The 23,593-nt window shown below is 40.6% G+C and carries 21 protein-coding genes; 4 read left to right on the forward strand and 17 right to left on the reverse strand.

Annotated elements, in window-relative coordinates; all coding sequences use genetic code 11:
- Positions 1 to 63: 63 nt before the first annotated feature.
- The 8 genes from msrB to FLM54_RS09895 all read right to left on the reverse strand — a co-directional run bounded on the left by msrB (position 64) and on the right by FLM54_RS09895 (position 8,991).
- Positions 64 to 504: a peptide-methionine (R)-S-oxide reductase MsrB gene (gene msrB, locus FLM54_RS09860; RefSeq protein WP_008115220.1), complete on the reverse strand. Its 441-nt coding sequence runs from the start codon at positions 502 to 504 to the stop codon at positions 64 to 66.
- Positions 505 to 586: 82 nt separating this feature from the next.
- The gene (locus tag FLM54_RS09865; protein ID WP_138596182.1) at positions 587 to 1,027 is read right to left on the reverse strand and encodes a hypothetical protein; all 441 of its coding nucleotides are present in this window, start codon (positions 1,025 to 1,027) and stop codon (positions 587 to 589) included.
- Positions 1,028 to 1,035: 8 nt separating this feature from the next.
- Positions 1,036 to 1,536 carry a DUF2919 domain-containing protein gene (locus tag FLM54_RS09870; RefSeq protein ID WP_010388389.1) on the reverse strand — a complete coding sequence of 167 codons (501 nt, stop codon included), beginning with the start codon at positions 1,534 to 1,536 and terminating at the stop codon, positions 1,036 to 1,038.
- Complete coding sequence (locus FLM54_RS09875) at positions 1,533 to 1,877, reverse strand: DUF3392 family protein (protein WP_008115215.1); 345 nt, start codon at positions 1,875 to 1,877, stop codon at positions 1,533 to 1,535. Before FLM54_RS09875 ends, FLM54_RS09870 begins: the two co-directional genes overlap by 4 nt.
- Positions 1,870 to 3,891, reverse strand: coding sequence for an NAD-dependent DNA ligase LigA (ligA, locus tag FLM54_RS09880; protein ID WP_178956287.1), 2,022 nt, complete (start codon positions 3,889 to 3,891; stop codon positions 1,870 to 1,872). Before ligA ends, FLM54_RS09875 begins: the two co-directional genes overlap by 8 nt.
- 78 nt (positions 3,892 to 3,969) lie before the next feature.
- Entirely contained in the window at positions 3,970 to 4,716 is a 747-nt protein-coding gene (zipA, locus tag FLM54_RS09885; RefSeq protein ID WP_054202488.1) for a cell division protein ZipA, read from the reverse strand.
- Positions 4,717 to 4,789: 73 nt separating this feature from the next.
- A complete protein-coding gene (locus tag FLM54_RS09890) occupies positions 4,790 to 8,191 on the reverse strand; it encodes a chromosome segregation SMC family protein (RefSeq protein WP_178956288.1) in 3,402 nt (1,133 codons plus the stop codon).
- Between the two features lie 68 nt (positions 8,192 to 8,259).
- Positions 8,260 to 8,991 carry an RNA methyltransferase gene (locus FLM54_RS09895; protein WP_055013314.1) on the reverse strand — a complete coding sequence of 244 codons (732 nt, stop codon included), beginning with the start codon at positions 8,989 to 8,991 and terminating at the stop codon, positions 8,260 to 8,262.
- Positions 8,992 to 9,165: 174 nt separating this feature from the next.
- Here FLM54_RS09895 and FLM54_RS09900 point away from each other — a divergent pair, with 174 nt between their 5' ends.
- From FLM54_RS09900 to FLM54_RS09910, 3 genes are read left to right on the forward strand one after another with little or no spacing between them, the layout of a single operon-like run.
- Positions 9,166 to 10,254, forward strand: coding sequence for a YjgN family protein (locus tag FLM54_RS09900; protein ID WP_138571245.1), 1,089 nt, complete (start codon positions 9,166 to 9,168; stop codon positions 10,252 to 10,254).
- Positions 10,254 to 11,294, forward strand: coding sequence for a M48 family metallopeptidase (locus FLM54_RS09905; RefSeq protein ID WP_178956289.1), 1,041 nt, complete (start codon positions 10,254 to 10,256; stop codon positions 11,292 to 11,294). The genes FLM54_RS09900 and FLM54_RS09905 overlap by 1 nt, the downstream gene beginning before the upstream one ends.
- Positions 11,291 to 11,581 (forward strand): hypothetical protein, encoded by a 291-nt coding sequence (locus FLM54_RS09910; RefSeq protein ID WP_138622793.1) that lies wholly within the window; start codon positions 11,291 to 11,293, stop codon positions 11,579 to 11,581. The genes FLM54_RS09905 and FLM54_RS09910 overlap by 4 nt, the downstream gene beginning before the upstream one ends.
- Before the next feature lie 64 nt (positions 11,582 to 11,645).
- Here FLM54_RS09910 and speB read toward each other — a convergent pair whose 3' ends face one another.
- From speB to FLM54_RS09935, 5 genes are all read right to left on the reverse strand, one after another.
- Entirely contained in the window at positions 11,646 to 12,569 is a 924-nt protein-coding gene (gene speB, locus FLM54_RS09915) for an agmatinase (protein ID WP_010388380.1), read from the reverse strand.
- Positions 12,570 to 12,572: 3 nt separating this feature from the next.
- Positions 12,573 to 14,486, reverse strand: a complete 1,914-nt coding sequence (speA, locus tag FLM54_RS09920) for a biosynthetic arginine decarboxylase (protein WP_178956290.1) — start codon at positions 14,484 to 14,486, stop codon at positions 12,573 to 12,575.
- A 144-nt stretch (positions 14,487 to 14,630) separates the two neighbouring features.
- Positions 14,631 to 15,089, reverse strand: a complete 459-nt coding sequence (locus FLM54_RS09925; protein ID WP_008467955.1) for a GNAT family N-acetyltransferase — start codon at positions 15,087 to 15,089, stop codon at positions 14,631 to 14,633.
- A gap of 185 nt (positions 15,090 to 15,274) precedes the next feature.
- Positions 15,275 to 16,834 (reverse strand): BCCT family transporter, encoded by a 1,560-nt coding sequence (locus tag FLM54_RS09930; protein ID WP_054202480.1) that lies wholly within the window; start codon positions 16,832 to 16,834, stop codon positions 15,275 to 15,277.
- Between the two features lie 404 nt (positions 16,835 to 17,238).
- A complete protein-coding gene (locus tag FLM54_RS09935) occupies positions 17,239 to 19,485 on the reverse strand; it encodes a putative bifunctional diguanylate cyclase/phosphodiesterase (RefSeq protein ID WP_178956291.1) in 2,247 nt (748 codons plus the stop codon).
- Between the two features lie 315 nt (positions 19,486 to 19,800).
- Between FLM54_RS09935 and cysZ the strand changes: the two genes are divergently transcribed.
- The gene (cysZ, locus tag FLM54_RS09940; RefSeq protein WP_218651688.1) at positions 19,801 to 20,511 is read left to right on the forward strand and encodes a sulfate transporter CysZ; all 711 of its coding nucleotides are present in this window, start codon (positions 19,801 to 19,803) and stop codon (positions 20,509 to 20,511) included.
- 45 nt (positions 20,512 to 20,556) lie between these two features.
- Here the strand turns inward: cysZ and rlmM are convergent, their stop codons facing one another.
- The 4 genes from rlmM to FLM54_RS09960 are packed head-to-tail and all read right to left on the reverse strand — an operon-like array spanning position 20,557 to position 23,573.
- Complete coding sequence (gene rlmM, locus FLM54_RS09945) at positions 20,557 to 21,642, reverse strand: 23S rRNA (cytidine(2498)-2'-O)-methyltransferase RlmM (protein ID WP_138608934.1); 1,086 nt, start codon at positions 21,640 to 21,642, stop codon at positions 20,557 to 20,559.
- A gap of 17 nt (positions 21,643 to 21,659) precedes the next feature.
- The gene (locus FLM54_RS09950; protein WP_010388367.1) at positions 21,660 to 22,028 is read right to left on the reverse strand and encodes a DUF423 domain-containing protein; all 369 of its coding nucleotides are present in this window, start codon (positions 22,026 to 22,028) and stop codon (positions 21,660 to 21,662) included.
- A complete protein-coding gene (locus FLM54_RS09955; RefSeq protein WP_075169567.1) occupies positions 22,021 to 22,677 on the reverse strand; it encodes an alpha/beta family hydrolase in 657 nt (218 codons plus the stop codon). Before FLM54_RS09955 ends, FLM54_RS09950 begins: the two co-directional genes overlap by 8 nt.
- Positions 22,677 to 23,573 carry a transcriptional regulator GcvA gene (locus FLM54_RS09960; protein WP_008115185.1) on the reverse strand — a complete coding sequence of 299 codons (897 nt, stop codon included), beginning with the start codon at positions 23,571 to 23,573 and terminating at the stop codon, positions 22,677 to 22,679. The genes FLM54_RS09955 and FLM54_RS09960 overlap by 1 nt, the downstream gene beginning before the upstream one ends.
- Between the last annotated feature and the right edge of the window lie 20 nt (positions 23,574 to 23,593).

Here is a 23,593-nt window from a genome sequence, read left to right on the forward strand (position 1 = left end):
GCGCTGCATTGCCTAAATCCCAAACAGGCCGCTGTAAATTTAATCTTGAAAGGTCAACAGGCCCTAGAGCTTTTTCATTGCCAGTGCGTTTACACAGTAGCGTAAACCAGTAGGAAGTGGCCCATCAGGGAAAATATGCCCTAAATGCGCATCACACACATTACAAACAACTTCAACTCGCTCCATGCCATGACTATTATCCATGACATAACCAATCGCTTCCTCAGTTGCCGGTTGCGTAAATGAAGGCCAGCCGGTGCCACTATCAAACTTTTCATCTGCATCAAATAGTAAATTGTCACAACAAACACACACATACTTACCTGGCTCTAACAAGGTACAACTACTCGAACTATTTGGTCGTTCAGTTCCCTTTTTACGGGTCACATAATATTGCTCTTCGTTTAACAGTTCGCGCCATTGCTGATCTGTTTTAACCACTTTTCGAACCGGTGTTGGATTACCATGGTTGGCAAAATTAACAATATCGTTCCACTTCAACATAACAACCTCATTACGTTATTAATTTAACTAGCAATCATTTACTTGTAGTCTAGTACGCCTGTGGCTAATCCCACGATCAACGCTATCTAAAGACTATAGTGTGCTTTTCTGTTGCTGTAAGTATACGGCTTACATAGGCATGCAATTGGGCTTGACTGCCAGGAATGCTCACGCTTAATTGCCGGTCATTATTACTGTGCACTATTAGTTCATCGTTTCTTATTTCTATCGACTCAATATTACTGATGACTAACCAATGCGGGCCATTTTTTTTATCAAACAGCCCTGTTAAACTAAAAACAAATAAGTGCTGCGCATCGCGTTGAATAAAATTACGCAGCGGATTGCGCATTTTAAACAACGGCGTTAATCGGTAACAACACGAACAAAACACCACAACCCACATTACTAAGGCAGCTTTAAACCAAAGGAATTCGCCTAAAGAAAAAAAATAGCCACTCGCTATAATAATGAGCCCTATTAAAGCAATTACTTGTGCTATTTTTTTATTGATACTGTGCATAAGCCCTCTTACTTTTTATCAGTTGCTTTTTCTGTCGGCTCGGGCCAATCACTAAAGAAAACACTTAAGTAACGACTTTTTGCCAAATACCACAACACCCATAATACAATCACCATTTGCACAGCTAAAAACAATGAGAAGCGATAATGGCTATGGGCTGCCTGAATACTTAACCACGACAAATCAATTAATGCACACGCAATCAGCGGCCAACGCATATACCGCCAAATACGCGCCAAGCGTTGTGTTGCTTGATGCGAGTCTCTTGGTCTGCGTAAACAAAATAAAATAGTGGGTACAATCGCTACAGCACCGATCGCTATAGCAATAAAAAAATCATCTTTTGACTTAAAAAACAATGACATTAAATCAAGCTCAGGTCGACGACTCAACGCGGCAATCACCCAAATAAAATAGGCCCGCAGTAACACTAAAATACTCAAGTGGAATGCGAATGGTGTACGATAGCTTCCATATTTATCCCAGTATTCAGGTCCATATCGACTCACAACTGGTTTTTCCTATCGGCAATAGTGCCCAAAATAAAAAATGCCACTAATAAGGTAAGCGCTAACCACTTAGTGCCAAAAAACAGTAAAGCTTTAGTTAGCAGTGGGCTTAACCACACCACTAACAAGCCAAAGCCAAACGCAGTTATCAACACAAAACACGCCACCCTAATAATAAAGTGGCGCCTAGCTACGACGCCTTTGGTTAACTTTAAAATGTCATCCGCATAAAGCGACACTAAGCACACCATCAAAAGCAATGATAAATGCGGTAAATAGCCTTGTAGCCACTGGCCTAGGTCAATTAACAAGGTATTAAGTATATTTGTAAAACTAGCCATTATGAGTCTCTAACAAAGTAATTAAATCATCCTCTGTCAGTATTTCTATACCGAGTTCTTGCGCTTTAGTTAGTTTAGAGCCGGCTTTTTCGCCCGCCACTAGCGCATCCGTTTTGGCTGAAACACTGCCAGATACCTTGGCACCTAATTGTTGTAGGCGCGCTTTCGCATCATTGCGATTAAGCGTATTAAGCGTCCCAGTTAGCACATAAGTTAAACCCGCTAGCGGTTGTTCTTGCTCTGATGGCGCTGTTAACTGTGGCCAGTTAATGTCTTGGGCTATTAATTCGTTCACCACGGTTAAATTATGCTCTTCAGTAAAAAAGCCACGCACGTGCTTTGCCACTATTTCACCTACATCGCTTACTTCAATCAGCTGTTCAATGCTGGCATCGATTACGTTTTCAAGCGTTAAAAAATGATTAGCTAAGTTTTGCGCGGTTGCCTCACCGACTTCACGGATACCCAGTGAATATAAAAACTTTGCTAAGGTAGTCGTTTTTGCATCATCAAGCGCGGCAACTAAATTTTTAGCTGATTTAGGCCCCATTCGTTCAAGTGATTCAAAATGTCCCTGCTTTAAAATAAATAAATCAGCCGGGGTTTTGATCAGCTCTCGGTCAACTAATTGATCAACAATTTTGTCGCCCAAGCCGTCAATATCTAATGCCTTACGCGATGCAAAATGCTTAATTGCTTGTTTACGCTGTGCTTGGCATACTAAACCACCGGTACAACGTGCAACGGCTTCACCTTCAACCCGTTCAATATGCGAGTCACAAATGGGGCACATAGTTGGAAAGACAATTTCTTTTGCATCGCTTGGGCGTTGCTCAAGTACCACTTGAGTAATTTGCGGGATAACATCCCCTGCGCGGCGAATAATGACAGTATCGCCCACTTTAACGCCTAAACGAGCTATTTCGTCGGCATTATGCAGCGTTGCATTTGATACCGTAACACCCCCAACAAATACCGGCTCTAGTCGTGCTACGGGAGTAATTGCCCCTGTGCGCCCTACTTGAAATTCAACATCTAATAATTGCGTTATTTCTTCTTGCGCCGGAAATTTATAAGCGATTGCCCACCGCGGTGCGCGAGCTACAAAGCCTAAGCGCTCTTGTAAGGCTTTTTTATTTACCTTTATTACCACGCCATCTATTTCGTACTTTAGCTCGCTACGACGCGTTAAAATATCATTGTAATAGGCAAGCGCAGCCTTTGGGCCCTCAACTAATTTGGTTTCTGGACACAGTGGTAATCCCCAATCGGTAAGCTTAGCAAGTTGCTGGTAGTGATCTTCAGGTAAGGTGCCATCGGCAACTAATCCGGTGCTGTAGGCATAAAACATCAATGGCCGTTTTGCGGTAATTTTTGAGTCTAGCTGGCGTAAACTGCCCGCTGCCGCATTACGTGGGTTTACAAAAACTTTGTCACCGCGCTTTTCTGCTTCGGCATTTAATTTTTCAAAGCCCGCGCTATCCATAAACACTTCACCGCGCACTTCAAGCTCACGCGGGTAATCATCACCGCGTAACTTTAATGGCACATTGCGAATTGTTTTTACATTTTGGGTAATATTTTCGCCAGTAAAACCATCGCCACGAGTCGCTGCTTGCACTAATACCCCATCGCGATAAATAATCGATACCGCTAAGCCATCCAGTTTAGGCTCACAGCAAAATGTAAGCTCTTCAGTGCTCATTAAACGCTCTTTAATACGACGATTAAAACCATTGAATTCGTCTTCACCAAAAGCGTTATCAAGCGACAACATAGGCACTTGGTGTGCTACTTGCTCAAACTTGGCAAGCGCCGCCCCACCTACTTTTTGAGTAGGTGAATCGGAGGTTAAAAACTCAGGGTGCTGGGTTTCTAATTCGCTCAAAGTACGTAATAAGCGATCATATTCGGCATCGGGTATGCTGGGTGTATCAAGCACATAATAACTATAATTGTGTTGCTCAAGCGTGGTACGAAGATGATTAATTTGCTCACTAATGCTGCTTGCCATGTAGACCTCAAAAACATAAAAAAAGCCACTTTGACGAGTGAACGCCCAGTGGCTTACAAAATTTAACTTATGCGTATATTACGCAGAAAATGCGCGAACCTGCTCAACATATTGACGAATACGCTCTACCGTCATTTCGTTTCGCTCAGCATCCAAGATTTCAGCTCCAAATTCATCTGCTAGCTTCTTAGCGGCGCTGTGCAGCATATTAAACGCAGCAAGGCCATCGCCATCACATGGTAGAGTCATAAATAAGCTCACGCCTGCGGTACTAAACTGTTCCATATTATCAATATCGAACGTGCCAGGGTTATACATATTTACCAGTCTAAATAACACCGGCCCTTGGCCTGCAGGGTCTAGATGGCGATTAAAAAAGCCTTCTTCTGAATATTTAAAACCTAGCGTGTTAACTGCTGGCAGTAATTTACTGCCTTGCATGGTCAGTCCTTCTGGCATTTGAATATGCACAATCACAAAGTCTGAAACATCTTTAGGGGCGTCTTGTTGTGTATCAACAGCCTCTTCGGTTACCACTTCAAGGTCATCTTCAATAGCTGTATCAGCTGGGCTAACATCTATTTGTGGCTCATCAGCACTGAAGTTTAACTCACTCATTTGTGGCTCTTCTCGTTGCGCTAACGTTGGCTCTTGTGGCTCAGTATGCACAGATGAAGGCTGCTGTTCTTGAACAGGTTCAACTCGCTCGCTTGCAGGGAGTTCAGCATTCTCTTTTTTTCTTACTGACCACAAACCGTGTATTAATAAGCCACCAATGACAAACACACTGATCACAATTAAAACCCATCTTAATTCTTCGGCCATCCCCTCACCTTTTATTATTAATATGCCTAACTGCCATCATTTTACCCAAAACAACTAGCAAATGACTATAAAATTATGCATGTGCAAGTTGCACCGCTTGTTCAATATCTACAGCAACCATGCGCGACACGCCTGGCTCTGCCATGGTTACACCCGTTAATCTACCCGCCATTTCCATTGCAATTTTATTATGGCTTATATAAATAAACTGCACAGATTGTGACATTTCTTCAACCAATCGGCAAAAACGGACCACATTGGCATCATCTAATGGGGCATCTACCTCGTCCAGCATACAGAATGGAGCTGGATTGAGCCTGAATATAGAAAACACCAATGATAATGCGCTCAGCGCTTTTTCTCCACCACTTAACAAATGAATTGTCGAATTTTTTTTACCCGGAGGTCTTGCCATTATACTAACACCACTTTCGAGTAAATCGTCACTGGTTAATTCTAAGTAAGCACTGCCGCCGCCAAATACTTTTGGAAAAAGCTGGCCAAAATCGTGATTCACTTGATCAAAGGTAGACTTAAAGCGCGTTTTAGTTTCACGATCTATTTTATGAATAGCGCCTTCTAAAGCTGTCAATGCCTGGGTTAAATCATCCAGCTGATTATTTAAATAATCACTTCTTTGCTTAGCTTGTTCAAATTCATCAATGGCTGCAAGGTTAACGGCTCCTAATTGCTCTAGCTGATTACTGACTCCAGCAAGTTGATTTTGCGCTGCGTTTAATGACAACTCTGCAGGAAGCTCTGCTAAAACCTGTTTTAAATTTTGATTAAGCTCGCTAAGTGGCTCAAGTACCGCTTGCGCTTTTATTAATAGGCTTTGCTCTTCAATGCTCAGCTTCTGGTGTTGCTCTTGTAATGCCACCAGCTCAGTTTGTGACGTTTTTAAACTCGCTTGTTTGGTTTGTAATTCTTGTTTTGCTTGAGCTAACTGCTGTTGAATATCCACAAGGGTTTGTTCGCCTTGTTGGTGCTGTACTAATAATTGTTCAATAGTTAGTGCAAGCTCTTGCTCAGGAATAAGTAACGCCTCAATTTGCTCTATTAGCTCTTGCGTTCCTTCTACAGCCATTGTTAATGCTTGTTCGGCATGGTTCAACTTGGTTTGACTGAGCTGCCACTCACTACGCACTTTTTGCTCATTAAGGTCTGCCTGATGTGCTTGCGTTCTATATTGTTCAGCATTATTCAAAACTTGTTTGTAACGTTCATCACTATTTATTCGTGTGCTATCGGCTTGGTTAAGCTCTACAGCTAAGGCCTCTAACTGCTCTGCAAGCTGTTCATTTTTATCAAGCTCTTCGCCCAACAATTCGCTTAACTGCTGCTGTTGTTCTAGCAGTGGCTGACGTTGTTGTTGTAATTTCGTCACCTGTTGCTGATGTTGATCAGCTTGCGCTTTGAGCATTTCACCACGCGTTGTTGCTACAGCAAGTTGTTGTGCTAATTGATGAATAGTGTCTTTGCGCTCGTTTTGCTGCTCGGTTATTAATGCAGCCTGCGCTTGATGTTCTTCAAGTGTGGAGTGTGCGTCCGTCAATGCCTGTTGTTGTTGCTCAAGTAAGGTTTCTTGCTGTTTGAGCTTTTTGTGCATTAATAATAAGGAGTTTTCTGCATTTTTTTCGCCACTAAGATGCCAATTTCGACCATGTAACGCTCCTTGCTTGTCCATCACTGCAATATAACTGGCATCGTTAAGATGGTGAGCTTCACCCTCGGCATCATAAGCAATATGGTTTAATAACTCTGGGTAGATACCAGCGCTAATAAAGGCAGCAATACTATTGCTTGCCACAGACTGTGAGGGTATTTGCCACGTGCTATTTTCTGCTTTACCTGGTGAAATATGAATGTGCTCAAGTGATGACAGCGCCTGCTCTACTAAAAACTCATAACCAGGCTGAACAGTTAACTGCTTGAATAAAGTTAAAGTTTTATCGCTGTTTTTTTCAAGTCCAAGGGTAGTTTTTAGCCCTGCTATACCGGCTTTTAGTTCATTAACTTGCTGAGATAAATGCTGCCATTGCTGCTGAGCTTCATCAAGCTGTTGCTGCTGTATTGCCTGAGCACTTTGACCTCTACTATGAGCAGTTTGCGCGTTAGCCAGCTGCTCTGTTAGCGTTTGTCTGTGCTGCTGTTGCTGAATTAATTGCTGCTCTATCTCACTGCGTTTTAACTCATCTATTTGATCATCAAGCTGCGTTAGTTGTTGCTTAACATAACTGATTTTCTGTTCTGTATGTTTTACTGCATTTGCATGCGCTAGCTGCTGATTATTTAATTTTTGATAGTCTTCTGTTAGTGATTGCCACTGTGATGTGTCGGTATTTTTAATCTCCAACAGCCGATTAACCTCATCGGTAAGTTCTATAACCTGCTCGCTACACATTAAGTTATGCTCTACAGCCTGTTGCAAGTTGTCATCTAACTCTTGGCAAAGACTTTGTTGCTGCGTTTTGACTTCTTCACTTTGGTTTTTTTGTTGCTCTAACTTGGCTAAATTTTGTTTCAGTGAAAGCGTTTGTTGCTTAATGCTAATCTGCTGCTGTTCACTGCGAGTCAATTCGGTATGCGTAAGGTGCTGCTGTTGCTGTGCATCATCGAGTTTATCTTGTTGAGCTTGCACTTGAGCATCAAGGCTTGCCAGCACATCATCATGGCCTGAATGCGCCGTTTTAAAGAAGCTGATTTGGTCATCCAGCTTTTTTATTTGCGCACTTTTATCGAGCTGTTGTTGATGCAGTTTTTGCCATTTTAATACCGCTATTTGCCCCTTTAAGGTGCGCTCTTTGGATTTAAGTTCGCGATATTTTTTAGCCTCAACCGATTGTACCGCCAGTTTATCAAGCTGGTTTTGTAACTCTTGACGAACATCAAGCAGTCGCTCTAGGTTTTCTCGGGTGCTTTTTATGCGTGTTTGCGTTTCGCGGCGACGCTCTTTGTATTTAGAGACCCCTGCGGCTTCTTCTAAGAAAACACGTAGCTCTTGCGGTTTGCTCTCTATTAAACGTGAGATCATCCCTTGTTCAATAATAGCGTAGCTTCGCGGCCCAAGGCCCGTGCCTAAAAATATGTCGGTAATATCACGTTTTCGGCATTTACTGCCGTTTAAAAAGTACAATGACTGGCCATCGCGAGTCACCAAACGCTTAATAGCCACTTGGTTACGATCAGCAAAAGTATTGGGTAACTTACCCTGGGTATTATCAAATATTAATTCAACGGAGGCTTGCGAAATGGGCTTGCGGTTAGTAGAGCCATTAAAAATGACATCGGTCATGGCATCGCCACGTAAATTTTTAGCTGAGCTTTCACCAAGCACCCATCGCACCGCATCAATGACGTTTGATTTGCCACAGCCATTAGGGCCGACAACACACGTCATTTGGTCAGGAAATGGAATTTTAGTGGGCTCTACAAACGATTTAAAGCCCGCTAATTTAATAGTGCTTAAGCGCATTTTATTGTTATTACCGATTTATTATTGTTTTTTACTATAAGTAACTTAACGCATAAATAGCTAAAAAGTTAAGCTTGGCGTTTAAAATTATCTAAAATAATACCCGTGGCCATTGCTACATTAAGCGACTCTGCACCGCCAAAAGCCGGTATGGTTATTTTGTTGCTCACTAATTTTGCACACTGCTCGCGTATTCCATGTGATTCACTGCCCATAAGCAATACACCTTGGCCACTAAATTTAGTGCTATGCACACTTTGGCCATCTAAAAATGCACCATAAATAGGCATGTTTAATGTAGATAAGTATTCAGGCAATTCAACTTGGCTTACCGATACGCGAACGAACGACCCCATTGTGGCGCTAATTGTTTTTGGGTTATACGGATCGGCACTGTCAGTGCTAGCAACAATATGTTTTATACCGTACCAATCAGCCACGCGAATGATGGTACCTAAATTCCCAGGATCAGATACGCCATCTAAGGCTAATATTAAACTGTTTTCATCTGGTAATACGGTGCTTGGCATATCAATAATTGCAATAGCCGCATTATTACTTACCAAAGTACTGGCCTTTGTTAGCTGCTCTTCATCTGCTGTAATAAAATGCGTTTGAGGGTATGCGCTTTGGTTATTATCAATAAAGCTTTGCGTTGCAAATACATCGTTTACTTTTAATGGGCTATTTAATAACTCCAGTACGTTTTTTTCGCCTTGTACAAGGTATTGATTAAATTGCTTGCGATACTTTTTTTGGCCAAGCTGGCGAATAAGTTTAAGTTGGTTTTTTGAAATCATGACAGCCCCATTAAATTATCTGCACAGTATACCAGAGGTGACTTAAAGTGCAGCCCCATAAACAGTAAAAGCAATAAAAATAGCCTACTTACAATCAGCTAGCTAATTATAAAGATTGTTTTTTTTATCTAAAAAAGGTAAATTTACAAAAAACTACATGGATATATTTTTAAAATGGAACCAGTACACCCAACTTCATCTGAGTCAAATCAAACACCCCCTGCTATTTTTAGCGGTAAAGTACAATTTAGCGGCAAAGCCGGCGAATTTTTTGGCATATGGAGTGTTAATATACTACTTAGTATTATTACTCTCGGAATTTACTCTGCATGGGCAAAAGTGCGCACCTACCGTTATTTTTACGGTCATACGCGTATCGACGGCCATAGCTTTGACTATCTAGCGACCCCAATACAAATTTTAAAAGGGCGCATTTTAGCGGTCATCGCATTTTTAATTTACACCTTACTTAGCAGCCTCGCACCGGCAATAGGCCTTTTATTTGCTATTGGCTTTTTATTTTTATTGCCGTGGATCATCAACCAAGGTCTGCGTTTTAATATGCGTATGACTCGCCATCGTAATGTACGCTTTGCCTTTTCAGGTAATTACGGCGATGCATTTATTAACTTCGTTTTATTGCCTATTGCAAGTGTATTCACATTACACCTATTACTGCCGTATGTATTAAAGCGAATTGATCAATATATGCATGAAAACATCAGCTATGGAAATAAACCACTTACAGTAAATCTTCAGGGCGAACGCTATTACATCGCAGCACTTATTACCCTAGGAGTTGCAATAGGTGGCTTAGTTATTTTTGGCTTCTTTGCTGGTGCAAGTGCCTTAACTATCGATAACTTAAACACACAAAACTTTAGCCTTTCGACAATTGTAGTGCCGCTATTAATTGCTACGTTGTATGTTGCGTTTTTAACACTGGTAGGCGCTGTTTATCATTCGCTTATTCGAAATCATATTTTTAATAACAGTGAATTTACAGAAGTAGCTACCTTTGATTCGAACTTAAAAGCCATTGACTATGCCATCTTACTATTTACCAATGTATTGGCAATTATATTTACCTTAGGACTGGCCTACCCTTGGGCTAAAGTACGCAGAGCAAAGCTGTTAGCATCGGTTACTGAAGTCACTATTTATAGCGGCGCACTTTCGTTGATTGATGTTGCACAAAATGAGCAGTCATCATTTGCTGAAGAAGCGGCCAATGTGTTTGATATTGATATTTCACTCACCTAATGAGTAATTATCCTATTTTTGGCTGTTATTATTACCCTAATAGCAGCCAACATATTAAAAGCTATGCACACCTTTCCCATGAGCAAATAACACTTGTTGACTCTGAGAATACGACGTTACTTGCATCAAAAATAGACAATTGCCAACTTGATAGCCCGTTACCTGGCATGGCGTCAGAGTTAAATTTTGCTGATGGTGGGCGATTTATTCCTCAAGATTTAGAATTTAGGTGGCCATTCGCGCTTAAAGAGCATGGACTCAGTGAACGCTTAGAAAAAAATAAGATTCTTATTGTTGCATCCGTGCTGCTAATTCCCCTATTACTTTGGTTAATTTTATACCGCTTAATACCATCAGTAGCCGTTTATAGCGTTAACTTAGCACCTGCCTCGACAATTGAAACGATGGGAGAGCAAACGCTCAGTGTAATAGAAAAAGTCGCATTGGAACCTTCTCAACTTTCCACTAATAAGCAATCAGAAATACAGCAACAATGGCGTTTAATGCTTAACTCGCTCAATTTAGACAGTGCAAAGTTTAGGCTATCTTTTTATCAGTCTGATTATTTTTCAGCTAATGCGTTTGCTCTTCCAAATGGTCGGGTTGTAGTAACTGACGAACTTGTTGATCTATTAAAAAATGATCCTGATGCCCTGCGTGCTATTTTACTTCATGAAATTGGTCATGTTCAGCACCATCACAGCATTCGACTTGCGGCACAAGCTGCAGCGAGCACCGTTGTATTTGCAGTTATTTTTGGTGACTTAGAAGGTATATTAGAAGTCGTGCTTGGCTCTGGTTCATCTTTTTTACAACAAGCGTTTTCGCGAGATATGGAACAAGAAGCCGATATATATGCGATTAAAAACCTTTTAAAATTAGGCTATTCTAACCACGACTTTGCTGATGCAATTGAAGCACTGGAAAAGAATTTACAAGCGCAAGAAGGGAGCTATGATGATGCTTGGTTAAAGTATTTATCAACGCACCCAAGTTCCCAAGAGCGAATAGAATATGCGAGGCAATATAAACCACAATGACCCCTGAACTAAATTTATTGTTATTAGTTATCATTATGATAACGCTTGGCTACGGATTTATTTATCCGCGCTTTGCAGGCAGTAGCTTTAAAAAAGTATCGGTGCAAGATTTATTTGCAACGGGCATTACACTATTAATTGCATCTAGCCTTTATTACAACTCGGGCGTGCAATTTAGCTGGTTAGTATTTGAAGTTAATTGGTTTTGGTTTACTTTTTTAACTTACGTCATAATCGAAATTCCGGTGTTTTTTATTTATGCTAAAAAGCACAATATGCAGTTTTAATAGTCTTTTATTTTCATACAAAAAAAGCGCCAAATTGGCGCTTTTTAAACTGCATTAACACATATTAATATTTATGCTTAAATGCCCACAAATGCAGTAATTCACTGGCAATCGTTGCAGCGGCAATGGCGGTAAGCTCACTTTGGTCGTACGACGGGGATACTTCAACCACATCCATTCCCACCATATTAACCCCTTTCAGTGCGCGTAAGATTTTAAGCACTTTATCAGAGGTTAAACCACCACACACGGGTGTGCCCGTACCTGGTGCAAAGGCGGGGTCTAAACAATCTATATCAAAGGTTAAGTAAACCGGTAAATCACCCACTCGCTCAATAATCTGAGCTGCAATATCATTCGCATGCAGATCATTGGCTTGCATGGCATCAATCACTGCAAACTCATGCCTGCTTTGATCAAAGTCAGTACGAATGCCTAGCTGAATACTGTGATTAACATCAATTAACCCTTCCATTGGCGCATGATAAAACATGGTGCCGTGATCAAAACGCGAGCCGTTGCTATAGGTATCGGTATGCGCATCGAAGTGAACTAATGCCATTTTGCCATGAATTTTTGCATGTGCGCGCAATAGTGGTAACGTTACGAAATGATCGCCACCCAAGCCTAATAATGTTTTACCTTGGCGAAGTATTTGCTCTGCCGCCATTTCTAATTGCGCGGTAAAATATTCAGGGTCGCCTACCGGATAAGTAAAGTCGCCAGCATCCGCCACGGTTAAGCGCTCAAACAATGGAAATGTCCATGGGTATTTTGTATCTTCCCATGCTAAATGTACCGATGCTCTGCGAATAGCATCAGGCCCTAAGCGGGCACCAGGGCGCCCTGAAGTGGCCAAATCAAACGGTAAACCCAGTACCACTACATCGGCTTCAATCGCGTTAATGTTTTGTACCATAGGACGACGTAAAAACGTCATCCCATTTGAGTACAGTGAGTGGTCAACACAACCAAACAAGCTAGACATTGCTTATAACTCTTCTAAATAAGTGTAGCCATCAAGGCCGCTTTGCAACTCGTCTAAAACGCTTTGCTGTTCATCTGGTGCAATTTTTGCGCTCACTAACTGCGCATATGACTGCTGAAAACCTTCAACATCTAAATGTACATAACGCATCATATCAGCCACAGTATCACCATGATTAATTTCTGTAATGCTAGCAATACCTTGCTCATCCATATTGACAATAGCACTGTGCGTATCACCAAATAAGTTATGCATATCGCCTAAAATCTCTTGATAGGCACCTACTAAGAAAAAACCCATTAAATAAGGTTTATCTGCTGTGAACTCAGGTACTGGTAACGTACTTTCAATACCTTGACCATCAACATAGTGCTCTAAAGCGCCATCTGAATCACAGGTGATATCTAGTAACACAGCCCGCTTTTGTGGAGCTTGCGTTAAACCACTTAAAGGCAATACCGGAAACACTTGGTCAATACCCCACGCGTCAGGCAATGACTGAAACAATGAGAAATTGACAAAAAACTTGTCCGCTAAACGCGCATTCAGATCATCTATAATCGGTCGATGAAAACGGTTTTTGTTATCCATTAATTTATTAAGTTCATAACACACGCGTAAGTTTATTTGCTCTGCCCATGCACGCTGAGTTAAATCTAATAATCCCATCGCAAACTGGCTATGCGCTTCAGCTAAATCACCTTGGCTGTCGTGAAAAATCTCAATTAATGCACGGTCATCAGTAAGCACATGCAATTGTTGCCATGAAATCCACATATTTTTAAGTAATTGCGGCGCATCATCAGCTGGCGCTTCTATTTCTTCCGGTGTATACGTTTCGGTGCCAATTACATTGGAAATTAGTACCGCGTGATGCGCTGTTAATGCTCTTCCCGACTCTGAAATAATGGTAGGAAAAGGCTGTTCATACTGCTTACAAATATCACCTATGGTGTACACAATATTATTTGCGTATTCAGCTAAACTGTAGTTCATTGAGTTGTGTGATTGACTGCGTGTGCCGTCGTAATCAACCGCTAAACCGCCCCCTACATCAAGGCACTCTACGTGTGCACCCAACTTACGTAATTCACAATAAAAACGAGCAGCTTCACTTACACCTAAGCGTACATCACGAATGTTGGCCATTTGCGACCCTAAGTGAAAATGCACAAGCTGTACTAAATCAAGCTGATCAGTTTCTTTTAAACGGTTTACTACATACAGCACTTGCGAAGCAGACAACCCAAACTTCGATTTTTCACCGCCACTTGCTTGCCATTTTCCTTTGCCCTGCGATGCTAAACGCACACGAATACCAATACGCGGTTTTACATTAAGTTCTTTGGCTTGGCTAAGCACCATGTCCAGCTCAGACAATTTCTCAAGTACGATATACACTTTATGACCCAGCTTTTCGCCAATCAGCGCTAAGCGCACATATTCTTTATCTTTGTAGCCATTACACACAATCACCGCACTGGTTTTTTCAGCCAATGCTAATACGGTTAATAACTCTGGCTTGCTGCCTGCTTCTAAACCTAGCTGTTTTTTTTCTACTTGTGCTTGACTGGCAACAATTTCTTCAACGACTTCGCGCTGTTGATTTACTTTAATCGGATAAACTAATAAATAGTCTTTTGGATACCCATAGCTTTCTATTGCGGTATTAAATGCGCCACATAAGCTATGCACACGATGGTGTAATATTTGTGGAAAACGAACGAGTGCTGGCAAACTTAAGCCTTTTTCTTCAAGCTGCTTAGCAATGTCTGTTAGTGCAATGGTTTGCTGTGGGGCATCAGCCTTTGGCGCAACATACACATCACCTTGATCATTAATACCAAAAAAACCTTGGCTCCAATGACGAACGTTGTAGCTCGTACGAGCTTGTTCTAGTGATGTTGTCTCTTTCATTTATCTTTCTCTTTTATTTATGAATGCCAAACCGGCTAGTTGCCGCGCATTAAAAGAAAAATAGTGATTCATGTCCAACAAGTATTTCTACTCGTAACGAGTTAGGATTGAAATTGATAAATAAAAGCTTCAAACAAAGCAATATTAGCTGAGCGCAAGCTCCATAAATAAGCTATTCGGGTTTTCTGTGTATTCACCAAAAGGGGCACATTGCACAAACCCTAAATTCTCATAAAGATGGATTGATTGTATTTGCTTTGGTCCTGTTTCTAGTTTTATGATTGGGATTTCTTCTTCGCCTGCATAGTGCAATAAAATTTGCATAATACGCCGCGATAAGCCTTTTCCGCGATAGCTAGGTTTTACGTAAAGCCGTCTAATTTCGCCATACCAGCTACCATCAAATTGCTTTACTATCGCGCCACAGGCAACTATTCCGTCTTGATTTTTTAACCCTACAGCGTAAACGCCCGGTAGGCCAAGCTCATTAACTGTAAGCGCTTGTGAAGTTGCTACAGGATATAATGAGCTAATAAGTCGATCTATGTCAGCAAATACGTTGATCACATCCTGATCACAAGGGTCTAAGTCGACTAACTGCATGGTTTATCTCAAGGTTATGCTTAAATATATTTAAACTATACCGTATCGATAGGAATGAACAACCTACTTAGGCTAAGTTATTTTTAGTGGGTTAGTTTATTGCTAGGATAATAAATAGCTCAATAACAAGGTGAGAATATGATGTACCCAGAAAAAGAGCGCTTATTAGCGCTCTTTATCAATTATTAAAGCCCTTGTTCGTCTGCCATTTTCTTAACTATTTGTGGTGCTGTCCACAACGAAGGTAGTAACACAAACGAAACTGGCACCGCAGTGACCACAATAAACGACTGCAAGGCTGAAATTCCGCCCTCGCCTATAGAAATAAGCAACGCCGCCATCACCCCCATCATAATCCCCCAAAACACTCGAATAGACGTTTGTGGGTGATCGGTACCCGTCATTACCATAGATACCGAATACGTCATTGAATCACCTGTTGTTGCCACAAAAATAGTGGTCAGTACTAAAAATAACACCGACACAACAAATCCCATAGGTAACTGCTCAGTGATGGCTAACAATGCCGCTGGCAAATTAAGCCCAGCAAAAGGCTCTGATATAACGCCAGGATTATTTAATTCAAAAAAGATGCCTGAGCCGCCAACAATAGTAAACCAAAAACACGTGATCACAGGGGCAACCACAGAAATAAGTAAAATCATTTCACGAATAGTACGTCCACGGGATATACGTGCAACGAACATAGCCATTAATGGGCCATAACCTAAAAACCAGCCCCAAAAGAATACAGTCCACCAGTCTAGCCACGGTTTATCGGCACGAAATGTAGCCATAGGAATAAAGTTATCTAAATACAAACCAAAGGAATGAATGTAACTGTCGATAATAAACGCAGTTGGCCCCATTAGTAATATAAACAACATCAGCAACACTGCCAGTACAACATTAAAACGGCTTAGTAGCTGAATACCTTTGGTAACCCCACTTACCGCTGAAAGTGTGTAAATTCCAATTAAGCTAAATAAAATAACCACCTGCGTGGTGTAGGTATCAGGAATGGCAAACAATTTTTCTAGACCAAAACTCACTTGTAAACCTAAAAAACCAATAGGACCAACAGTGCCAGCAACCACAGCGAGTACACAACATGCATCAACAATAGTACCAAGCGCACCTTTCATTGCGCGATCGCCAAATACGGGGTAAAGCAAAGTGCGTGGTTTAAGCGGTAAGCCTTTTTCGTAATGGAGATGCATATAAACAATACCGGTCAAACTACCTAAAATAGCCCAGGCTAAAAAGCCCCAGTGCATAAAGCTTTGTGCAAGAGCATTGTAGGCGGCATCCTTTGTGCCGGTTTCACCACCAAATAACGGGGGCGGAGAAATAAAGTGTGCCATTGGCTCTGCTGCGGCCCAAAATACACCGCCACCTGCAAGCAAAGTACACATAATTATACTTATCCATTTGAAGGTAGATATTTCAGGGGTTTTTAAACCGCCGAGCACCACTGAACCGGTGCGGCCTACGGCTAAAAATATGCCAATCACAAAGGTTAATAACAGCAGAACTTGCCAAAAGGCGCCAAATATTTTGGTGGAGAAGGCAAAGGCAGAGTTTATCCAATCCGACATCAGTTTTATGTCGTACAGTGCCAGCGCGGCAAATAAAACTAATATACCGCCACTGATTAAAAAAACGGGTATATCAACCCCTTCCAGAAACTTTACTCGGGGAGAGTGTATTTCACCCGACTTTAAAGCTGCTTTCGTGGTATTCATTTATCGCTCCTAATGGTTTTTTACAGTTACCGACATAGCGACATACCATGACATAACCCTAAACCATAGTTACAACGAACAAAAAAGCAACTCAAAAGCAAGTTTTAAGTACCTGTCGTGTTTACGCTTAGATAATGTCACAACAAGTAGACTTATTGCCAATTAATGGCTAGTTTAACGCGTTAAAAACACTAAACCAATGCCACAGCAATGATTTGTGCAACTGTTACAAAATAGTAAAAAACTCATTACACTTAGCTAGCAAACAAACAAAAAGTATACATTTCTGTCTGAGCTAAAACGCAGTAAGTTAGCAAACGTTACTCCCCAATTAGAGGTTAAACAAAGCGACTTATCGATTGGGGTAACTAAACTTGTCGCCTCAGTTAGTAACAAGCACGATGTTATTGGTGCTCTTTATGCCATTTTAAGTAATTGCTGTGTGTTAATGGTTTTGCAAATAAGAACCCTTGCACTGCGTTTACACCCATAGACTTTAATACATGTAGTTGCTCAGCACTTTCGACCCCTTCGGCTACAATATTAATATCTAAACTATGACCTAAACCAATAATAGACTGAACAATGCTTTGTCCCGATGCGTTATCCAACACTTTATCAATAAAGCTTTTATCTATTTTTAGTTCGTCTATCGGTAAAACACTCAAGTGCTTTAAACACGAGTAGCCAGTACCAAAGTCATCAATTGAAAATACAAATCCCTGCGACTTTAGCTCTTTCATTTGCTTTACCGTACTCATTAAATCACCCGCTAACATGGACTCAGTGATCTCTAATTTAATTTGTGAGGGTAATACATCATACGTCTCAATCGCTTTAAACAATTCTCCTTTTAAAGTAGAAGAATTAAACTGACACTGGCTAATGTTAATAGACACATTAAACTGGGTTTTCAGTATGTTATGAGCTCGAAGTGTTTCCAGTAAAATACAAATATCGCGCAATACAATGTTTTGTAACTTTTGAATTAAGCCAAATTGCTCGGCAATCGGAATAAACGAATTAGGAGAGATTAGTCCTTTGGTTGGGTGATTCCATCGTATGAGTGCTTCTGCACCAATAATACTGCCATCAATTGATAATTGAGGCTGAAAGTAAGCACAAAATTCATCACATGCAATCGCTCTGACTATATCTGTTTCAAGCTCAGTTTGATTTTCCAGTAAGGTTTGCAATGCAGGATCGTAAAAGCTACTGCTATTTCCACCCTTCATTTTAGAGCGGTACATAGCGGTATCTGCAAATTTTAAAATATTTTCGCTAATGGCATTGGCGTTATTAATTAAACATATACCAATACTGCAGCTTACTTGAAACGCCAAATCCCCTATCTCAAACTTGTCATAAAAAACGCTTTGTACCACTTTAGCCATTAATTCTGATTCAAGACTCGCTTGCTTATGGCTATCTCCTACATTCTCAATGAGTATAATAAATTCATCACCGCCAACACGGGCAAGGGTATCTGTTGGGTTTAAAACACGCGTTAGTCGCTGTGATAGCTCAACCAGTATTTCATCACCGGCATTGTGCCCTAATGAGTCGTTTATACGTTTAAAATTATCTAAATCTAAAAATAAGAGTGCGCCCGTGTGATCAGACTGCTTAATTTGTTCAACATACATACTGAGTTTATCATTGAGCATTCTGCGGTTCGGGAGGTTTGTAAGCGGGTCAAAAAATGCTAACCGTTGCACTTCCTCTTCTGCCGCTTTACGAGTAGAGATATCTCTGGCCATCCATACTACATGTCGCTGAGAGGGATTATTAGGTTGGTAACTTTCAAGCGGGGCTGTTCGCCCTTCAAATGTAAGTTGCTTACCTTTTATATTTAGCTGATACTCAAACACTTGAACTTCATTAGTTTGAAGCGTTTTGGCAATTACCTCCATAATAGGATTAGAATCCTCGGGAGGCATAATATCTCTGACATTTCGATTAATCACATGCTCTTTGCTTAAATATAAACTTTCATTAGCAGTGCCGTAAACGTTGGTATACTCCCCTTCTTCACTCAAAATGAGGGTTAGATCGGGAAGTACTTTTGCGAAGGCTTTAAACTTTTCATTACTTTGCTGTAATTCTGCAAGTAACACTTTTGATTTTAGTGACTCTGTGTGCTTTTCTAAAGCAATACTGGTGAAATCAACAAAAAAGTCTATTAACTCTAAATCTTGAGTTGTCGGTGACTTGGCACTGTCATGATAAATTGCAAAAGTGCCTAATATGTCTGATTGTGTTGAAATAATAGGGGTTGACCAGCACGACCTTAAATCAAAACTCAATGCCAACGCTTTATAGTTTTCCCATAAGGGTGATGTTGCAATATCTGAGGCTATTACTCGCTTTTTTTCATACACTGCAGTACCGCATGAGCCAACACTGGGGCCGATATGTACGCCATTAATTGCCTCACAGTAACCCTTTGCAATATTCGGGGCCGCACTATGAAATAGCTGTTCACCTTTGAGTGTTAATATAGAGCACTTTGCAGAGGAGTCTTCAATAAGCTCCTCAATAGATAAACAAATATTTTCAAGTACTTCATCAAGTGGCGCACCCAAGGCTATTTTAGATAATATATTTTGTTGCTGAGAAAGCAGCTTTCTGAGTCTCATTATTTCAATCAAATTATATTCCTCAACAGTCACTTACGCTAAATACGCCGCTATATTCTATATAATAATTTATTATAGTCTTTTGACTATACATAATATTGAAATTAGCATCTATGGTAATTTTGTCTATTGCCGAGCATTTTATTTCATTAAGCACTTTCGAAGAATTCAAAGCAATTGCCCAAGCTAACAATTTATTATCATTCTATTTGAAATTCCATTTATTAAATACTTTGTTACTTAAAAGTACTGTTTAAAATCATCAGGCTATTTATAATAGCTAAAATATAAATAATTGGTGAGGTTAGTGTGCAAATAACACAAGGTATGGAATATTTTTTTTCCGGGTTTAAGTTAATTAGTCAAAAAGGGCTAAAACGCTTTGTGCTTATACCCCTACTTATTAATATTTTATTATTTGGTAGCTCCTTATTCTTTTTATTTGGCTGGCTTAGTGATGGCTTTAACGCTGTAAATTCAATGCTTCCAGAATGGCTTAGTTGGCTCGAATGGTTAATGTGGCCAATTGCTGTACTGGTGGTGCTGTTTAGTTACAGTATGTTATTTACCGTTATTACTAATTTTATAGCCGCCCCTTTCAATGGCTTACTAAGTGAAAAGGTTGAGCTATACTTAACTGGTCAAAAAATTAACGATGACGGATTAGCTGATTTAGTAAAAGATGTGCCGCGAATGCTGGGCCGAGAATGGACTAAGCTTTGCTACTACCTCCCACGCGCAATCGGCTTTTTTATTCTATTGTGGGTGTTACCGGTAATAGGCCAAGTGCTCTGGGTGCTTTTTACCTGCTGGATGTATGCGGTGCAATATAAAGATTATGCTTTTGATAACCACAAAATCAGCTTTACCCAAATGAAAAATGATCTAAAAAGCAAACAAGGCTTATCTTACGGGTTTGGTTTTGCAGTGATGCTGCTAACCGCTATCCCATTTATAAATTTAATTGTGATGCCTGTGGCAGTATGCGGCGCTACGCGGCTATGGGTTGAGCATTACCGTCCACAATATCGTAGTTAAAATAAAATGGGCCAGCCGGCCCATTTTTTTATACTCGCCAATAGATTAACTATATAAGCTTTGTGGTACTTTAATTACGTTTAAGTGCACCGTTATTTCTTCACGATCATGGTACAAATGCTTAGCTTGTAATTCGTAGCTAATACTAAACTTCGCCATTTCTTCTCTAATCATTTTTAGACATTCATACACACTATCAAAGCGTTTTTTCATCGGTAATTTTAGATTGAAAATAAGCTCTTTTGCATAGGCATTTACTGCCCAGTCAATCATCAAGTTAGTTACTTTCGTTGGCTTTTCTACCATATCGCAAACTAACCAAGTTATGTTTCTTTTTTCTGGACGGTATTTAAAACCATCCTCCCTAAAATGTTTTACTTGTCCTGTTTCCATTAAACTTTCATTCATTGGGCCATTATCTATCGCGCTAACAAACATACCACGGCGAACCAACTGATAAGTCCAACCACCTGGGCAAGCACCTAAATCAACGCTGCGCATCCCAGCTTGTACTCTTGACTCACGCTGCTGCTCAGGAATAAATACATTAAATGCTTCATCTAACTTAAGGGTTGAACGGCTTGGGCCATCGTTTGGCATACGTAAACGCAGAATCCCCATAAAGAAAGGTGAGTTGTTATAGCTATAAGAGTGACCCACATACGCAGTATTATTAGCTAAAAACAGCACATGCATTACTGGACGATTGGCTTTTGGTTCACGCAATACGGTGTTTTGTTTCTCGAGCGCTTTTTTAAGCGGAGTTGATATTTTTTTACAAAAAGTCAGTAACTCTTTGCCCTCGTTGGTATCGGGTGTTTCTACTCGTAGTTCAGAGCATAAAGTAAAGTCTTTTGCGGCATCTACAATAGCGCCCACTCTATCCTCTAATGGCATATTTTCTATCAGGTTACCGGCAAACCATTGGCGTGCAAATACCATATTTTTAAAATCAACTTTTTTGATTATTTCGTCGCTGTGCTGCGCTTCAAAACATTCATAAATAACATAACCGGTATTTGGTTTTGCTTTTACATACCCTGCAAACCCTTGCTCGGCGGCGTGAAACGTTATTTCAGCAGCGGCATCGCTTTCAAAACCACTACGACAGTAAATCACAACACTAGACATATTAACCCTTAAACTCTTTAAAACTTAAATCGTGCAACTTGCACTAAAATAACTATCCAACCAATAATAAAACACAGTCCACCTAGAGGTGTAATTGGGCCCAGCCACTTTAAGCCGGTTAAAGCCAGTAAATATAAGCTGCCACTAAATAACAGTGTACCCGCTATAAAAAAACCACCTGCCATGCTTAAGTTAATGCCCCACTTTATTAAGATTGCCACTGCAATCAGTGCCAGCCCATGTACCATTTGATACTCGGCGGCGGTTTTAAAAATACCAATAGCGTAATCTGATAAGCGACTTTTTAAACCATGGGCAGCAAATGCGCCCAGTATCACTGAAAGCATACAAAAAAAGCTGCCTGCGAGTAAAAATAGTTTAATCATGTTTTTCCTCTTTTACATTCTCAATGGTGCTTTTGATAAAGTTAGCCGCCTGCATTGCTGCAACATTAAGGTTTTGTTGCTCGGTTATACCACTTTTTTTACGTGGTTTTAGTGAGTGGTCACCATCAGTTAACCATATATACTGCGGCTGTTTTGGCATTGCCATTGTGGCAAGCTCTTCACGGGTGCCAAAGGTGTCTCGTTCACCTTGTAGTACTAAAAAAGGACATGGTATGTCTGCAAAGTGATCTGTTCGGAGCTTTTCTGGCTTGCCCGGTGGATGAAACGGATAACCAAACGCAAGTACACCTAAAACAGTATGCGAGGCTGAGCAAGCAAGCATAGACGCCATGCGCCCGCCCATTGATTTACCCCCTATAAATAGCGGTAAATTTGCATCAGCTTGAGTAAGTATATGCTCAAAATATGTAAGTAATTTTGGTGCTCGCTCTGGTGGGCGACGTTTATTGGTTTGTTTAGCAATTTGCATGTATTCAAAATCAAACAGCCCAACGTCAATACCATACTCACTGAGCTGTTTGGCCATGGTTTGCATAAACTCAGAATCACTGCCAGCCCCTGCACCATGCGCAAATATAAACTGTGCGATTGCAGGTTGCTGACTGCTTTTAACCCATTCAATGCTCATTAATATTCTTGCTCCTGCTCAACTAGGCTTAACATCCAATCTTTAAATGACACAATTTTACCTAATTCATTTTGCGACTCACGGATCACCAAGTAATAGGCGTTTTTACTTTCTAAACTGTGATTAAACGGGATCACTAATCGACCTGCATCAATATCTGGTTTTGCTAAAACACTATTACCAATTGCAACACCTTGGCCATGTACCGCAGCTTGCAGCACCATAGATGAATGACTAAAAATAGGCCCTTGATTAACTTGTACGTTGCGAACACCCGCGGTTTTCATCCACGTTTTCCAGTTTTTACGAGTGGTGTCATGCAACAAGGTATGGTTTGCTAAATCACTTGGTTGATTAAGCGCTCTAGGGCCACTTAACAATAATGGGCTACACAGTGGCACTAAGTATTCAGTGTGCAATTTATAAGCTTGTACGCCACTCCAATGACCGCGACCATAATAAATTGAAATATCAACATCGTCTGTTAACGAGTTTTCGTCCTGATCTTGGGCTTTAATTCGCACATCAATTTCAGGGTGTAACTCGTTAAATAAGCTCAATCGAGGAATAAGCCATTGAATCGCAAAGCTCGGGGTTAAACTCACTGTTAGCGAGCCTTTTGCACCACGGGCTAGTAGCTTTTCGGTTGCGTCAATTAGCTGAGTAAAAATCTCTTTAATATCTAAAAAGTAGCCTTGACCTTCTTCGGTTAGAAGTAACGAGCGATTTTTACGCAAAAACAACTTTAACCCTAAGTGCTCTTCGAGGGTTTTAATTTGATGACTTACCGCAGCCTGCGTCACATACAACTCTTCTGCGGCTTTAGTAAAGCTTAAATGACGGGCTGCAGCTTCAAAAGCTTTTAGCGCGTTTAATGGAGGAACTCGTCTTGACATGGCAACCAAGCTTAGAATTA

It is taken from the genome of Pseudoalteromonas sp. Scap25, from assembly GCF_013394125.1.
Lineage (GTDB): Bacteria > Pseudomonadota > Gammaproteobacteria > Enterobacterales > Alteromonadaceae > Pseudoalteromonas.

Coding starts and splice junctions, on each gene's coding strand:
- FLM54_RS09865 (WP_138596182.1), bottom strand. CDS start 1,027: ATGCACAGTATCAATAAAAAAATAGCACAAGTAATTGCTTTAATAGGG.
- ligA (WP_178956287.1), bottom strand. CDS start 3,891: ATGGCAAGCAGCATTAGTGAGCAAATTAATCATCTTCGTACCACGCTT.
- FLM54_RS09905 (WP_178956289.1), top strand. CDS start 10,254: ATGAGTAATTATCCTATTTTTGGCTGTTATTATTACCCTAATAGCAGC.
- FLM54_RS09930 (WP_054202480.1), bottom strand. CDS start 16,834: ATGAATACCACGAAAGCAGCTTTAAAGTCGGGTGAAATACACTCTCCC.
- FLM54_RS09955 (WP_075169567.1), bottom strand. CDS start 22,677: ATGAGCATTGAATGGGTTAAAAGCAGTCAGCAACCTGCAATCGCACAG.
- cysZ (WP_218651688.1), top strand. CDS start 19,801: ATGGAATATTTTTTTTCCGGGTTTAAGTTAATTAGTCAAAAAGGGCTA.
- speB (WP_010388380.1), bottom strand. CDS start 12,569: ATGTCTAGCTTGTTTGGTTGTGTTGACCACTCACTGTACTCAAATGGG.
- FLM54_RS09875 (WP_008115215.1), bottom strand. CDS start 1,877: ATGGCTAGTTTTACAAATATACTTAATACCTTGTTAATTGACCTAGGC.
- FLM54_RS09960 (WP_008115185.1), bottom strand. CDS start 23,573: ATGTCAAGACGAGTTCCTCCATTAAACGCGCTAAAAGCTTTTGAAGCT.
- zipA (WP_054202488.1), bottom strand. CDS start 4,716: ATGGCCGAAGAATTAAGATGGGTTTTAATTGTGATCAGTGTGTTTGTC.
- FLM54_RS09950 (WP_010388367.1), bottom strand. CDS start 22,028: ATGATTAAACTATTTTTACTCGCAGGCAGCTTTTTTTGTATGCTTTCA.
- FLM54_RS09925 (WP_008467955.1), bottom strand. CDS start 15,089: ATGCAGTTAGTCGACTTAGACCCTTGTGATCAGGATGTGATCAACGTA.
- speA (WP_178956290.1), bottom strand. CDS start 14,486: ATGAAAGAGACAACATCACTAGAACAAGCTCGTACGAGCTACAACGTT.
- FLM54_RS09890 (WP_178956288.1), bottom strand. CDS start 8,191: ATGCGCTTAAGCACTATTAAATTAGCGGGCTTTAAATCGTTTGTAGAG.
- FLM54_RS09910 (WP_138622793.1), top strand. CDS start 11,291: ATGACCCCTGAACTAAATTTATTGTTATTAGTTATCATTATGATAACG.
- FLM54_RS09895 (WP_055013314.1), bottom strand. CDS start 8,991: ATGATTTCAAAAAACCAACTTAAACTTATTCGCCAGCTTGGCCAAAAA.
- FLM54_RS09900 (WP_138571245.1), top strand. CDS start 9,166: ATGGAACCAGTACACCCAACTTCATCTGAGTCAAATCAAACACCCCCT.
- msrB (WP_008115220.1), bottom strand. CDS start 504: ATGTTGAAGTGGAACGATATTGTTAATTTTGCCAACCATGGTAATCCA.
- rlmM (WP_138608934.1), bottom strand. CDS start 21,642: ATGTCTAGTGTTGTGATTTACTGTCGTAGTGGTTTTGAAAGCGATGCC.